Here is a 14,814-nt window from a genome sequence, read left to right as displayed (position 1 = left end):
TTCTTATGAGACGCCCAAAAATGCGGCGCGACGCCGAAATGGCTCGGTTCGTGGCTTGACACGGTTTGAAATCGACCGGAGCCCCTTCCACAAAGGCTTACAATGTTTGGTTTGCTACTGCGGCGCCTCGCCGTGCTGATCCCGACCTTCCTCGGGGTCTCGATCATCGCCTTTTCCTTCATCCGGCTCCTGCCGGGCGATCCGGTCATGCTGTTGTCCGGCGAGCGCGTCATGTCGCCCGAGCGGCATGCGCAGATCAGCGCCCAGCTTGGCATGGACCGCCCGATGGTCATCCAGTATTTCGATTATCTCGGCGGCGTGCTGACGGGTGACTTCGGCTCCTCGATCGTCTCCAAGAAGCCGATCCTCGACCAGTTCTGGGCGCTGTTTCCAGCGACCGTCGAGCTGTCCATCTGCGCAATGATCATCGCCGTTGCGCTCGGCATTCCCGCCGGCGTCATCGCCGCCATGAAGCGGGGTTCGATCTTTGACCAGGGTCTGATGGGCATCGCGCTGGTCGGCTATTCGATGCCGATCTTCTGGTGGGGCCTGCTTCTGATCATTCTTTTTTCCGGCACGTTGCAGTGGTTCCCGGTTTCGGGTCGCATCTCGCTTATGTTCTACTTCCCGCAGGTCACCGGCTTCATGCTGATCGACTCGCTGCTGTCCGGGCAAAAGGGTGCCTTCTCCTCGGCCATCAGCCATCTGGCGCTGCCGTCGATCGTGCTTGCCACCATCCCGCTTGCCGTCATCGCCCGCCAGACCCGCTCGGCCATGCTGGAAGTGCTGTCCGAAGACTACGTGCGTACCGCCCGCGCCAAGGGCCTGTCGCCGTTCCGCGTCGTCGGCGTGCATGCGCTGCGCAACGCGATGATCCCGGTCATCACCACCATCGGCCTGCAGATCGGCGTCATGCTTGCGGGCGCGATCCTGACCGAGACGATCTTCTCCTGGCCGGGCATCGGCAAGTGGATGGTCGATAGCGTCTTCCGTCGCGACTACCCGGTCATCCAGGGTGGCCTGCTTCTGATCGCGGCGATCATCATGACGGTCAACCTCATCGTCGACCTCATGTACGGCCTCATCAATCCCCGTATCCGCCACTGATCCGCCGAGATAAGAAGGAGAAAAATCCCATGGCAGATGCAATAACCGCCAAGACGCCAGAGATCGTCACGACCGGGCAGATGCGCCGCCAGATGCTCAAGGAGTTCTGGTTCTACTTTTCCGAAAACCGCGGTGCCGTCATCGGCCTGTTCGTTTTCATCGCTCTCGTCGTCGTAGCCGTCCTCGCTCCGGTGATTGCCCCGCATTCACCGTTCGAACAGTATCGTGACGCCGTGCTGCGGCCGCCGGTATGGGCCGAAGGCGGCAGCTGGAGCTTTCTTCTCGGAACAGACCCTGTCGGTCGCGACATTCTTTCGCGCCTGATCTACGGCGCACAGTATTCGCTGTTCATCGGCTTGTTCGTGACGACGCTGTCGCTGCTCGGCGGCATTCTCGTCGGCCTGATCGCGGGCTACTATCGCGGCTGGATCGATACGGTGATCATGCGCCTGATGGACATCATCCTGGCGTTTCCGTCGCTGCTTCTGGCGCTGGTTCTGGTCGCAATCCTGGGGCCCAGCCTCACCAACGGCATGATCGCGATCGCGCTCACCCTGCAGCCGCATTTCGTGCGACTGACCCGCGCGGCCGTGATGGAAGAGAAGACGAAGGATTACGTCACCGCTGCCCGCATCGCCGGCGCCGGTCCGATCCGTCTGATGTTCCGCACCATCCTGCCGAACTGCACCGGACCGCTCATCGTCCAGGCGACCTTGTCCTTCTCGAACGCGATCCTCGATGCAGCAGCGCTGGGCTTCCTCGGCATGGGCGCACAGCCGCCGGCGCCCGAATGGGGCACGATGCTGGCCGAAGCACGCGAGTTCATCCTGCGCGCCTGGTGGGTCGTCACCTTCCCCGGCCTTGCAATTCTCATCACCGTTCTTGCCATCAACCTGATGGGCGACGGCCTGCGCGATGCGCTTGACCCGAAACTGAAGAGGTCCTGATCATGGCGCTTCTGCAAATCGACAATCTCACCGTTGAGTTCGAAACCGCGACCGGCTGGTTCCGGGCCGTCGACGGCGTCTCGATCACGGTCGAAAAGGGCGAAGTGCTCGCCATCGTCGGCGAAAGCGGCTCCGGCAAGTCCGTTTCGATGCTGGCCGTCATGGGGCTTCTGCCGTGGACGGCGAAGATCACCGCCGACCGCATGCTGTTTGAAGGCAAGGACTTCCAGAAACTGAGCCCTGCCGATCGTCGCAAGCTGATCGGCAAGGATATCGCGATGATCTTCCAGGAGCCGGTGGCAAGCCTCAACCCTTGCTTCACGGTCGGCTTCCAGATCGAGGAAGTGCTGCGCATCCACCTCGGCCTCGACAGACAAGCCCGCCGCGCCCGCGCCATCGAACTGTTCAAGCTGGTCGGCTTGCCGGACCCCGCGGAACGGCTGAACAGCTTTCCGCACCAGATGTCTGGCGGCCAGTGTCAGCGCGTGATGATCGCCATCGCGATTGCCTGCGACCCGAAGCTGTTGATCGCCGACGAACCGACGACAGCACTCGACGTCACCATCCAGAAGCAGATCCTCGACTTGATCATGGACCTGCAGACCCGCACCGGCATGGGACTGATCATGATCACCCACGACATGGGCGTGGTTGCCGAAACCGCCGACCGGGTCGTGGTGCAGTACAAGGGCCGCAAGATGGAGGAAGCCGACGTGCTTTCGCTGTTTGAAAACCCGAAGAGCAACTATACCAAGGCGCTTCTCGCAGCCCTGCCGGAAAACGCGACGGGGGACCGACTTACCACCGTCTCCGCCTTCTTCGACGGCAATCCGGACCAGGTTTCGGGAGTGAATGCATGACCGATATGACCAACACCGACATCATGCTGGAAGTGCGCGACATCAAGCGCGACTACGAACTGCCGGCAGGCTTCATGAAGCCGAAAAAGACCGTCCATGCGGTCAAGGGCGTCTCCTTCAAGCTGGAACGCGGCAAGACGCTGGCAATCGTCGGCGAAAGCGGCTGCGGCAAGTCCACGCTTGCCCGCATGATCACCTTCATCGACGAACCGACGGCCGGCGAACTGATCATCGACGGCCAGAAGATGGATACGCGTCCGGGCCACCTGACATCAGAAATGCGCCAGAAGGTGCAGATCGTGTTCCAGAACCCCTATGGTTCGCTCAACCCGCGCCAGAAAATCGGCGACGTTCTGGGCGAACCGCTGGCGATCAACACGTCGATGCCGGCATCCGAGCGGCGTGACCGCGCAACCGAGATGCTGATCAAGGTCGGCCTCGGTCCGGAACATTACAACCGCTATCCGCACATGTTCTCCGGCGGCCAGCGCCAGCGCATCGCGATCGCCCGTGCGCTGATGATGAACCCGAAGCTTCTCGTGCTCGACGAACCCGTCTCGGCGCTCGATCTTTCGGTTCAGGCACAGGTTCTGAACCTGCTTGCCGACCTGCAGGACGAGTTCAACCTCACCTACGTCTTCATCAGCCACGACCTTTCCGTCGTGCGCTACATCGCCGACGAGGTGATGGTGATGTATTTCGGCGAGGCGGTCGAATACGGAACGCGCGAAGAGGTGTTCTCCGCGCCGAAGCACGAATACACCCAGACCCTGTTCAAGGCGACGCCGCGCGCCGATGTCGAATCGATCCGCGCTCGTATTGCTAAGAAGAAGGCTGCCTCGGCCGCTTGAACGCCTAAGATGCACTGATAATGCCGGCAGCTGTCGGCATTATCACGGAATTGAGCTTGAAGTTGACGCAGAGAGAAATCTCTCGCATCAGAAGTCATGCAAGAAGAAACCTCTGTCAGCTCGCCGGAAAGCGGCGAGCGTCATTGTGGCAGGGTGGGAGTAGCGGCATGGCATTGTTGAACTTGTTCAGAGGCAGGCAGCAGGACAAAGCGCCGGAGCCCGCCTCGCTCAAGTCCCTGGTCGAGGGATACTCGATCGAGGTGATGCCGCGAACCGCGGCCAAGATCGACGACTTCACGACGCTGCTGCCCGCAAACACTCGGGTCTATATCGCCCATATCGACGGCACACCAATCGACGATATGGTGAAGACGGCCAAACGGCTGCGTGAAGATGGCTTCGAGGTCATGCCGCACATTCCGGCCCGCAGCATCGAGAGCCGCGCCATGCTCGACGACTGGGTAAGCCGATATCACAACGAGGCAGGTGTGGACCAGGCGCTCGTCCTCGGCGGCGGTCTATCGCGTCCTGCTGGCGCTCTCAACAGTTCGCTGCAGCTGATCGAGACCGGCATCTTCGACCGTCACCGCTTCAAGCGTCTGCATGTCGCCGGCCATCCCGAAGGCAACAGGGATATCGACCTCGACGGCACGACCAAGCTTGTCGACGAAGCCTTGAAGTTCAAGCAGATCTATTCCGAAAGCACCGATGCGAAGCTCGCGATCGTCACCCAGTTCGCCTTCGATTCGCGGCCGGTGATCCTGTGGGCGGAGCGCATCGCCGCAACCGGCGTCCGCATGCCGATCCATCTTGGCATAGCTGGACCGACCAAGCTTCAGACGCTGATCAAATTCGCCCTCACCTGCGGTGTCGGCCCGTCGATCAGCGTCATCCAGAAGCGGGCCATGGACATCTCCAAACTCCTGGTACCCTACGAGCCGACCGAATTCCTGACCGAGATCGCCGACTACAAGGCCCGCAACCCGCAAAGCTTGATCGAGCAGATCCACGTCTTCCCGCTGGGTGGTATCAGAGCCAGCGCGGAATGGATGAACGAGCGTCAACCTGCGCTGGCTGAAATCCGCGCGATATAGTCTTTTGCCGAGCGCGCGACGATCGCCTGGCCGTTGCCGCGGATATCCTGTTTGGCGAAGGCTCCGTAGATCCGCTCGAACGGCCAGGCCGCCAGCCGTTCCGCGACATCCGCCACCTCAGCTGCGCTGAGCGGCATCATGTTGGGATAGCTCCACATGAACGAAACCCGGTCGGCCCCCGGCGTCACCTGCACGATATCGCCGGCGAGCAGCACACCTGTCCCATCCCGCGCTGTCCAATGCATCACGGTTCCGCCAGCGAAATGACCGCCGGCATGTACAAGCGTCGCGGAAGAAGACAGGACGAGCGCATCCTCGTCCCACAGGCGGACGTGATCGGACGGACGCTGGATCCACTGGCTGTCCAGAGCGTGGATATAGATCGGGCAATCGAAGGCCTCGGCCCAATCTTGCATGGTTGAGTAATAGTGCGGATGGGAGATCGCGATGGCGCTCAACCCGCCCAGCGATTTGACCAGCGTCTTCGTCGCGTCGTCGAGGAGCGCGATACAATCCCAGAGAATGTTTCCGGACGGTGTCTGCACCAGAAGCGCCCGCTGGCCGATAGCAAACGCGGGAACGGTACGGATGGAAAGGAGGCCAGGCTCGAGTTCGAGCCAGCTATTGGCATGCCCCTGCGCAAGCTTTTCAGCGGAAACCCACGCCTGGCCGGAAGCCGGGACATATTGCCGGTCGTCGAGGCAGATCGGGCAAGATGCGGGTGGTTCGGCACGATCAGGATAGGATGTGCTACAGGCATTGCAAAGAAAAACCGTCATGAGCCTCCCGCTCCGGATAACCGCGATCAATCGGTTATAGACGAGAACGGACTTCCCGATAGAGGCTGGGACCCACATTCCGGTAAAGCGGCAAGAGCAGCCCGCCTCATTCACGCTTTCCCAACGCGACCGCGATACGCTGTAGCGATGTTGCGGTTGCCGGGAGGCTGTGATGACGGAAGCAAAGCCTGTGCGGCTCTTGAACCTCGATCTGCTCCGGCTGGTCTCGGCTCTGCTCGTCCTGTTCTTCCACTACGGTTTTCGCATGCGGATCACCGGCGAAGGCGCCGGGATCGGCTTTCCGGAGCTCGCGCCGCTAGCCAAGTGGTTCGATATCGGCCTGCTGATCTTCTTTGCCATCTCCGGCTACGTCATCATGATGTCGGCAGAAGGTCGATCGGCCTTTGATTTTGCCGCTGGACGGTTTGCAAGGCTCTGGCCGACATTCGTCGTCTGCGCCACCATCACCGCCGTCGTCCTGTCGATCTGGCCGGTCCCGGCGCTCAGTGCCCCGACGGTGCGGCAATGGCTGGCCCATCTCGTGATCCTGTCGCGCGTATTCGGCCAACCCTTCCTCGACGGAGCATACTGGACGATCGCCTACGAGATCATCTTCTACGGCTGGATCTTCGTCGCTCTCGCAATAGGCCTGTTGAAGTCGCATTGGCGTCTCATCATCACGGTCTGGCTTGCCATTTCGGTGCTGAACGAGACAGCGCTGCAAAGCGTCGTGCTGCAGAAACTGCTGATCACCCAGTATTCAGGCTATTTTGCCTTCGGATTGGCGCTGTTTCGGACGCGACTGAAAAATTCCCGGGCAAGCTTTGCAGTGCTCAGCCTCGCAGCCGGCTGGGCCATTGCTGCACCGTTCATAACGGAGCCGGAATTCATTTCCCTGTACGGTTTCGGGAGAAATACCGCGGGCCTGGCCGCGATGGGGCCGCTGGCGCTTGCGGCTGTGACGATCGCGATCTACGCGCCGACACTGCCAATCAGGAGAGGGCTCGCGATCTCGCTCGGCGGGTTGACCTATCCGCTTTACCTTCTGCATCAGAATATCGGCTATGCGGCATTTGCCAATTTCGGCACGCCGGACAATCGCTTCGCCATTCTGGCTTTGTTGGTTGGGGGATTGTTGGCTGTCGCGATGATCATCGCAAGAACAGTTGAGCCTGCGGCGAGACGGGCGATCATTGGGCTTTCAAAGCCCGTTCAGGCCAGCCTGACGCGACTGCGCGCCCGCTTTGCCTGAGGGACCCCGCGGCGGAAAAACCGCCGCAGGGTCTTGTGCACTCAGCCGTTGATGTAAGGCATGACTTCCAGAACGCCGCGGTAGATCATCTCCAGCGAAACGTAGAGGATGACCACCAGACCGACATAGGCAATCCAGCGATGCTTGTTGAGCAGGCGGGCGATGAAGCTTGCCGCGATACCCATCAAGGCGATCGAAAGAATGAGGCCGAAGATCAGCACTTCGGGATGTTCGTGTGCGGCACCGGCAACGGCCAGAACGTTGTCGAGCGACATGGAAACGTCGGCGATGACGATCTGCCAGGCAGCCTGGGCGAAGGTCTTGCGTGGCGCACCGCTGACGGACGCGTTCTCGCCTTCCTCGACGGCCTTCGAGACGACATTTTCGGCATCGTCCTCATGGCTGTGCGGGGTGCGCAGCTCGCGCCACATCTTCCAGCAGACCCACAGAAGCAGGACACCACCGGCAAGAAGCAGGCCGACGATCTGCAGAAGCTGGGTCGTGGCAAGCGCAAAACCGATACGCAGCACGGTGGCGGCAATGATACCGATCAGGATCGCCTTGGCGCGCTGATCCTTGGGCAGTCCGGCGGCGGCGAGGCCGATGACGATTGCGTTGTCACCCGCCAGAACAAGGTCGATCATGATTACTTGCGCGAGGGCGGACAGTGCCTCCGGCGTAAAGAATTCCATCATTTGGTACCCGATCTTTCAATACGGAGCACCCATGTCGTGGAGAGGGGCGACGAATTACGGGCGGAAATTCACCGCTATCCATTCGATTGCCGTCAAGGTCGAGTGACGACCCCCACAAACACCAGGCACCTGAAGTTGAACAATCCAGTCCGACATCACAGTTCCTGCGAACTGCCAGAGGGGCCCGGTCCTGGTGCGCTGAGATTTATCTTGGGAGCCGCAGAAATCAAGCCCCAACTCACGAACCAGCTCACGGGAGTGTGATTTCTTCGCGGGAAAACGGCTTCTACTTGGTCAGCCGCTTGTGGAGGCTCTCAAGAATGAGCTTTCCAAGCCCCTCGTAATCTTCATCGAAATGGTGTCCGCCTTCGATGCCGACCGTCTCGATACCCTGCGGTTTCAGCGTCGGGCAAGGATCGTCGTCTTCGTCGGTACCATAAAGGCACTGCACGACATGCGGATCGATCTTGGCGATATCGGAAATGCTGTCGCCGTTCTTGCCCTCACCGGCAACACCAAGCCAACCGGTAACGGAAATCTCGAAATCGACCTCTTTCGACAGCGCCAGCAGCGAAATCTGTTTCACCCTCGCTTTGGTCGCAGCCGGCAGGACGTTGAAGGTCGCCGGCAGGATGTCGGCTCCGAATGAATAGCCGATCAGCACCACGTTTTTCACGTTCCACTGGCGCCGGTACGTGTCGATGATCTTGACGAGATCATCCGCCGTTTCCTGCGGCGTGCGTTCCTTCCAGAAATACCGCAGCGAATCCACCCCGACCACAGGCACACCCTGGGCCTGCAGATAACCGCCGAGCTCGCTGTCGATATCACGCCATCCGCCATCGCCGGAATAGACAACCGCCATCGTGTCGAGTGTCGGTTTCGTGTCCAGGACCGTTACTAGCAGATCGAGTTGATCGCTATTGCCGTCACCTTCAATCGCCGTGTCGAGGAGATCTGCGAGCGCTTCAGTTGCAGGCCCGGATACGTCCTTGAGCTCAAGATCCGGCCATCCAGCCTTGAGGCTGTTGGCGTGGTCCTTGCCGGCGGCATCGGCCGCATCGGTCAAGCCGATCGTCACGTCGGCCGGCAGCTTTCCATCGGTAAAGCCGTAGATCGTCCGGTCTCCGGCCTTTTCCTTGGTCGCGGGGGTGCAGAGAACCTTTTCGAGCGGAATGCCGGCCGTCGGATCGACTGCGATGGCTTTCGAGATTGTCGCAAACGGGCTCTGCGCGATCATGCCGAGCGCAAGCGCCGCGCCATCCCCGATTCCGGCAATGATCGGATGCCGGTAACTGGCATTGCCGATCCGGCGCTGCACCTGCTGCGACAGGTCTTCGATATCGGAGACCATGTAGATACAATCGCCGTCATCCTTGGCGAGCGACGCGATGTAGGAGGGATAATCGATACCGACCACCGCCGCCCCCTGATCGACAAGCGCCTTGGCTTGGCTTTCTTCCTCGGCACCCCAGCCTGCGCCCTTCGAGATCAGGAAGACCATCGCCTTCAGATTCTTGTCGGCGGGCAGAGTGATATGCGGCGAGACGATCATGCCGGTCTTGTAGTCATCCGTCTGCGAACCGGTTTGCTCGGAAGCAGGCTGCTGGGCGGAGGCGAAACCGGCGCCGGCCAGCAGAATGCCGACGGCGAGAATTCGGGACAGCATCATCATTTTCCGACCACTCCTCTCAAGCCCCCACCAATCAGCAGCGTCGCATCGACCATCGCAATGGCAGGACTGACGCTTGCCACCGCCAGATAGCGGGGTTCCCAGTGCGGGTGAAACTTGGTTTTGAATGCCTTCAGGCCTTTGAAATTGTAGAAGCGCTCGCCGTGTTCGAAGATCACGCTGCCGATCCGGTCCCAGACAGGGGCGGCCTCCCTCTGCGCCATGCCGGAAAGCGGCGCCATGCCGAGGTTGAAGGTCCTGTAGCCGGCAGCCTGTAGATATTCCATGCAGCGGACGAACAGGAAATCCATCGAGCCTCTGGGCGCATCCGGCGCAAACCGCATCAGGTCGACGGTTGCCTCCTGCTTCGTTTCGGTCAGCGACAGCGTCGCAAAGGCAACGATCTTTCCCTGCGTGCGCAGCACCGCCACCGGCTGGGATGCCACATAGGCATCCTGGAAGGCACCAAGCGAAAACGTCTTTTCGCGTGTTTCATGGACTGCGAGCCAGGTATCGGACACGCGGCGCAGATCCTCGATCGAACTCATCACATCCGGCTGCTCGATGACGTCGAATTCGAGCCCCTCGCGAAGCCCCTTGTTGACGGCCTGACGCAGACCCGCGAGACGGCTTCCCTTGAGATCGAAACGCTCCAGATCGACGATCGCCAGTTCTCCAAGCTTGACGGCCCGCATGCCAGCATCGGCGCAGTAAGGCAGAAGTGCCGGCGAAATCTGGTAGAACACGGCCCGTCCGCCCTGGGCCCTCGCCTCTTCCACGAAGCTCCAGACCAGTTCGGGGATTTCCTCTGCCGGGCCGACCGGATCGAACAAGGCGATCCAGGAACGACCCTGAATGCCGTACATGATGAAAGCCTTGCCGTTTGTGGAAAACATCAGCCGCTTATCGGCCATGCGCACAACATTCGCGTCGGCGACGTCCTGCTGCCGAACGATCGAGACCGCCCGCTCCAGCTCCTCCGGCGTGGAGTGTGCCGTGCGGGTCGCAGCCGGGCGCAACAGGCTGGCAATCGCGATCGTGCCCGCAACGATCGCCACACCCAGGATCGCGCGAAGCCCACGCGGCGCTTCTGCCGAAAACTCGAACTGCCACCAGAGCTCGCGGCTGTAATCCACCTCGCGATAGACGAACAGAAGAACTGTTATCGCTGCCGCCACCAGCACCAGCATCGCCACGACCCAGGCAGGCGTCAGCACCTGCCGGAGGAGTGACGCCGGACGGGTGAACTGCCGGGCGCTGAGCAACAGGCCGGCGAGCAGAATGACGAGAAAGATCGCTTCAAACACCGCGACCGCACGCATGAAGGCGAGCAGCAAAGCCAGCGCGGAACAAGCCGTTGCCGTCCACCACGCACCGTCCAGCCTCTGGCTGACACCGCGGGCGGACGCGAAAAGCACGATGCCGAGAATGCTGGACAGAAAATGCGCGCCTTCAACGACCGGCAGCGGCAGATAGTTGTAGAGGAAATCCAGATCCGAATCCGGCGTCGGTGTAACGCCCGAAAACACCAGCATTGCACCAGCGATCATCGCGAATGCGGCAAGCAGCAGGGGCGCCAGACGGAATTCCAGTTTGCGCAGCGTCGAGGCGACCGGATGGTTGGAAAGCTGCTGCACCTCCATGCCGATCACGAAGAGCGTCGCGACCAGAAGCGGCAGCACGTGATAGATAACCCGGTAGAGAACAAGGCTGCCGAGAACCTGATCGATATCGACAGTGCTTCCGAGCGCCGCTACGATGATCGTCTCGAACACGCCCAGCCCCGCCGGAACGTGGCTGAGAACGCCGGCACCGACAGCCGTGGCATAGATCGCCAGGAACGACGGCCAGCCGATATCCGTCTGCGGCAGAAGCACGTAAAGAACCGACGCCGAGGCAGCGATATCGAGCGCCGTGATCAGGAACTGCTGCGACGAGGTTTTCGTATCGGGAAGCCGCAGCTTCAGCCTGCCCAATGCCACTTCGCGGCCATTCCAGCCGGCAACGACAAGCACTGAGAGCACCACGATGATCGCAACCGCAATGCCGCGCACCCAGCCCTCGCCGATGCCGAGCAGGCTGCCGATCCGAGGCGCCGTGACAAGCGATGCGATCGCAGTCACCCCAAGCAGGCCGATCCCGAAGGCGAGCGTGACGAAGGCGATCACGCGGCCGATGTCGTCGGGGCTGAGGCCCAGCCGCGAGTAACCGCGGAATCGGATCGCGCCGCCGCTCAAGGCACCGAAACCGGCTGTGTTGCCAACCGCATAGGCGCTGAACGCGGTCATCGCGACCGGCACCGGTGGCAGCTTCTTGCCGATATAGGAGAGTGCGTTGAGGTCGTAACCGGTTAGGGCAACGAAACTCAGCGCGGTGAAGAAGATCGCGAGAAGGATGGACGATGCCTTCGTGGCCGCAAGCGCTGCAAGCACGTCGTCATAACTGACTTCGGTCGTCAGATCGTAGATCGCAAACGTCGTGAAGCCGAAGACCACGAGGATGATGAAGGGAACAAGATAGCCGCGATAGTTTTCAAACGTCTCGCGGAGGCCGGTCTTCTGCTGATCTGTGGACATCAATGGTCATGCCGGTTGTTGAAGCATTGCCGGGGATTTCTCCCCGAACGAGCCGGGCAGCTAAGGCGACCCGATCGCGGCAATAATATGTCTGTGTTGCCGCCCTCATTACGTAGGCGCTCGCCTACTTTCAATAAGGGTTTAGCGCATCGGCGTCGCAATAAAAAAGGCGGAAGCTGAAGCTCCCGCCTTTCGCTGTCTCTCTGTGATGAGGGTTCAACGGCGCTGGTTGTAGACGTCGACGCAGACGGCGCCGAGCAGAACCAGACCCTTGATGACCTGCTGATAGTCGATGCCGATGCCGAGGATCGACATGCCGTTGTTCATCACGCCCATCAGGAAGGCGCCGATGACGGCACCCGTGACCTTGCCAACGCCGCCGTAAGCCGAGGCGCCGCCGATGAAGCAGGCCGCGATGACGTCGAGCTCGAAGCCCGTGCCGGCCTTCGGGGTCGCGCTGTTGAGGCGAGCGGCAACGACGAGGCCGCCAAGCGCTGCCAGCACACCCATGTTGACGAAGGTCCAGAACACCAGACGCACGGTCTTGATGCCGGACAGCTCGGCTGCGCGGGCATTGCCACCGACCGCATAGATCTGCCGTCCGATGATCGTGCGGTTGGTGAAGAAGCCGTAGGCGACGATCAGCACGGCCATGATGATCAGCACGTTGGGCAGGCCGCGGTGCGACGAGATCAGGTAGGCGACATAGCCGATGGCAGCCATGACAAGGATGTTCTTGCCGATGAAGAAAGCCATCGGTTCGGATTCGACGCCATGCTCGACACGCCGTGCGCGGCTTCTGAAGTTCTGCCAGACCATCAGGGCGGCCAGTACCAGGCCGATGATGAAGGACGTCAGATAAAGGCCGCCCGTCGAGGAGATCAGTTCCGGGATGAAGCCGGAAGACAACTTCTGGAAGGTCGGATCGAAGGGACCGATCGACCGGCCGCTAAGGACCGCGATCATGAACCCGCGGAAGACCAGCATGCCGGCAAGCGTCACGATGAAGGACGGAATCCTGAAATAGGCGACGAAATAGCCCTGCATTGCGCCGATCACGCCACCGAGCACGAGGCAGATGATGCTCGCCGTGACAAAGTCGAAGCTGTACTGCACCATCAGCATCGCCGCGACCGCGCCGACGAAACCGGCGACCGAACCGACCGAAAGGTCGATGTGGCCGGTTACGATCACCATCAGCATGCCGAGCGCCATGATGACGATATAGCTGTTCTGGAGAACGATGTTGGTGATGTTGAGCGGCTTCAGCAGAACGCCCCCCGTTGCGACCTGGAAGAAGATGACAATCACGACCAGCGAGATCAGCATCCCGTAGTCACGAAGATTTTCCTTCCAGAAACCTGTCGCCGCCTTGGGAGCGGTAATTGCTTCCTGCGGAGTGCTCATAATTATCTCCCCTTGCGGCGCATGATAGCGCGCATGATATTTTCCTGCGTTGCCTCTTCGCCGGCGACTTCGCCGACAAATTCGCCCTCGTGCATGACCATAATCCTGTCGCAGATGCCGATGAGCTCGGGCATTTCGGACGAGATCACGATGACTGCCTTACCGGCATCCGCAAGTTCGTTGATGATGGAATAGATTTCGTACTTGGCGCCGACATCGATGCCGCGTGTGGGTTCGTCCAGGATCAGGATGTCCGGGTTGGTGAACAGCCATTTCGACAGCACGACCTTTTGCTGGTTGCCGCCGGAAAGCTTGCCGGTTTCCTGGTAGACGTTATGGCTGCGGATCCGCATACGGTCGCGGAATTCCTGGGCAACCTTCATTTCACGGATGTCGTCGATCACGCCGCGTGACGAAACGCCGCCCAGATGCGCGAGCGAGACATTCTTGCGGATGTCCTCAGACAGGATCAGCCCGAGATGTTTGCGGTCTTCCGTGACATAGGCAAGGCCCGCCTTGATCGCCCGGTGCACGTCCGATGTATCCGCTGGCTTGCCATGGATCTTCACGGTGCCGGAAATATCGCGGCCATAGGCGCGACCGAACACGCTCATCGCGAACTCGGTGCGGCCGGACCCCATCAGGCCGGAGATGCCGACGACTTCGCCGGCCCGGACCTTCATGGACACGTTCTTGACCACCTTGCGGTGCGAATGCTGCGGATGGTGGACGGACCAGTCGTCGACCTCGAAGATCACCTCGCCGATCTTCGGCTCGCGCTTCGGGTAACGGCTTTCGAGATCGCGATCGACCATGCGACGGACGATCTCGTCCTCGTCGACCGGACCTTCGTGACAGTCGAGCGTGCCGACCGTACGGCCGTCGCGCAGCACGGTGATGCGGTCCGCAACTTCCGAGATCTCGTTCAGCTTGTGGCTGATCATGATCGAGGTAATGCCGTTGCGGCGGAATTCCTTGAGGAGTTCGAGCAGGGCTGCGCTGTCGGTTTCGTTGAGCGAAGCGGTCGGCTCGTCGAGGATCAGCAGGCGCACGTCCTTGGACAGTGCCTTGGCGATCTCGACCAGCTGCTGCTTGCCGACACCGAGGTTGGTGATGAGGGTTTCGGGCACCTCGGCAACGAGACCGACCTTGGCGAGCAGGGCCTTGGTGCGGATGTAGCGAGCATCGCGGTCGATCACTCCGTACTTGGATGGCGCGTTCGCGAGAAAGATGTTCTCGGCAATCGACATCAGCGGGATGAGCGCGAGCTCCTGGTGAATGATGATGATACCGAGCTTTTCGGAATCGTTGATGTCGCGGAAGTGGCGTTCCTCGCCGTCGAACAGGATCGAGCCTTCGTAGGAACCATGCGGGTACACGCCCGAAAGCACCTTCATCAGCGTCGACTTGCCGGCACCGTTCTCGCCGACAAGGGCGTGAATCTCGCCTTCCTTGACGGTAAAGCTGACGTCCGAAAGCGCCTTAACGGCGCCAAAACTTTTTGAAATGCCGCGCATTTCCAAAATAGGCGGTTTGTCCGCCGACAATACAGGATCAAGCATGAGAACTCCTGG

The 14,814-nt window shown here is 60.6% G+C and carries 12 protein-coding genes; 6 read left to right on the top strand and 6 right to left on the bottom strand.

Translation table 11 applies throughout. From position 1 onward, the window contains the following. Window positions 1–102 precede the first annotated feature (102 nt). The 5 genes from ASG19_RS20855 (at window position 103) to ASG19_RS20835 (ending at window position 4,859) form a co-directional block, all read left to right on the top strand. Entirely contained in the window at window positions 103–1,107 is a 1,005-nt protein-coding gene (locus tag ASG19_RS20855; RefSeq protein WP_062462141.1) for an ABC transporter permease subunit, read from the top strand. Between the two features lie 29 nt (window positions 1,108–1,136). Then, a complete protein-coding gene (locus ASG19_RS20850) occupies window positions 1,137–2,054 on the top strand; it encodes an ABC transporter permease subunit (protein WP_062462138.1) in 918 nt (305 codons plus the stop codon). A gap of 2 nt (window positions 2,055–2,056) precedes the next feature. After that, the gene (locus tag ASG19_RS20845; RefSeq protein ID WP_082476478.1) at window positions 2,057–2,914 is read left to right on the top strand and encodes an ABC transporter ATP-binding protein; all 858 of its coding nucleotides are present in this window, start codon (window positions 2,057–2,059) and stop codon (window positions 2,912–2,914) included. Between the two features lie 5 nt (window positions 2,915–2,919). Continuing rightward, the gene (locus tag ASG19_RS20840; RefSeq protein ID WP_062462611.1) at window positions 2,920–3,765 is read left to right on the top strand and encodes a dipeptide ABC transporter ATP-binding protein; all 846 of its coding nucleotides are present in this window, start codon (window positions 2,920–2,922) and stop codon (window positions 3,763–3,765) included. A 167-nt stretch (window positions 3,766–3,932) separates the two neighbouring features. Beyond that, a complete protein-coding gene (locus ASG19_RS20835) occupies window positions 3,933–4,859 on the top strand; it encodes a hypothetical protein (RefSeq protein WP_062462134.1) in 927 nt (308 codons plus the stop codon). On the opposite strand, the gene ASG19_RS20830 is transcribed toward ASG19_RS20835, so the two are convergent. Then, entirely contained in the window at window positions 4,826–5,638 is an 813-nt protein-coding gene (locus tag ASG19_RS20830; protein WP_062462131.1) for an MBL fold metallo-hydrolase, read from the bottom strand. The two genes, ASG19_RS20835 and ASG19_RS20830, sit on opposite strands and share 34 nt — an antisense overlap. A 172-nt stretch (window positions 5,639–5,810) precedes the next feature. Here ASG19_RS20830 and ASG19_RS20825 point away from each other — a divergent pair, with 172 nt between their 5' ends. Next, complete coding sequence (locus ASG19_RS20825) at window positions 5,811–6,890, top strand: acyltransferase family protein (RefSeq protein WP_062462128.1); 1,080 nt, start codon at window positions 5,811–5,813, stop codon at window positions 6,888–6,890. Window positions 6,891–6,931: 41 nt separating this feature from the next. Here ASG19_RS20825 and ASG19_RS20820 read toward each other — a convergent pair whose 3' ends face one another. The 5 genes from ASG19_RS20820 to mmsA all read right to left on the bottom strand — a co-directional run bounded on the left by ASG19_RS20820 (window position 6,932) and on the right by mmsA (window position 14,802). Continuing rightward, window positions 6,932–7,585: a TerC family protein gene (locus ASG19_RS20820; protein ID WP_062462125.1), complete on the bottom strand. Its 654-nt coding sequence runs from the start codon at window positions 7,583–7,585 to the stop codon at window positions 6,932–6,934. A 286-nt stretch (window positions 7,586–7,871) separates the two neighbouring features. After that, window positions 7,872–9,260 carry an AcvB/VirJ family lysyl-phosphatidylglycerol hydrolase gene (locus ASG19_RS20815; RefSeq protein ID WP_280136961.1) on the bottom strand — a complete coding sequence of 463 codons (1,389 nt, stop codon included), beginning with the start codon at window positions 9,258–9,260 and terminating at the stop codon, window positions 7,872–7,874. After that, on the bottom strand, window positions 9,257–11,833 hold the full coding sequence (gene mprF / locus ASG19_RS20810) for a bifunctional lysylphosphatidylglycerol flippase/synthetase MprF (RefSeq protein WP_062462607.1): 2,577 nt from the start codon (window positions 11,831–11,833) through the stop codon (window positions 9,257–9,259). The genes ASG19_RS20815 and mprF overlap by 4 nt, the downstream gene beginning before the upstream one ends. Before the next feature lie 216 nt (window positions 11,834–12,049). Next, window positions 12,050–13,240 carry a multiple monosaccharide ABC transporter permease gene (gene mmsB / locus ASG19_RS20805; RefSeq protein WP_062462120.1) on the bottom strand — a complete coding sequence of 397 codons (1,191 nt, stop codon included), beginning with the start codon at window positions 13,238–13,240 and terminating at the stop codon, window positions 12,050–12,052. Window positions 13,241–13,242: 2 nt separating this feature from the next. Beyond that, a complete protein-coding gene (gene mmsA, locus ASG19_RS20800; RefSeq protein ID WP_062462117.1) occupies window positions 13,243–14,802 on the bottom strand; it encodes a multiple monosaccharide ABC transporter ATP-binding protein in 1,560 nt (519 codons plus the stop codon). Between the last annotated feature and the right edge of the window lie 12 nt (window positions 14,803–14,814).

This window comes from Rhizobium sp. Leaf306 (genome assembly GCF_001423425.1).
In the GTDB taxonomy this organism is placed as follows: domain Bacteria; phylum Pseudomonadota; class Alphaproteobacteria; order Rhizobiales; family Rhizobiaceae; genus Neorhizobium; species Neorhizobium soli.
This window is presented reverse-complemented; position numbering and strand designations above follow the sequence as displayed.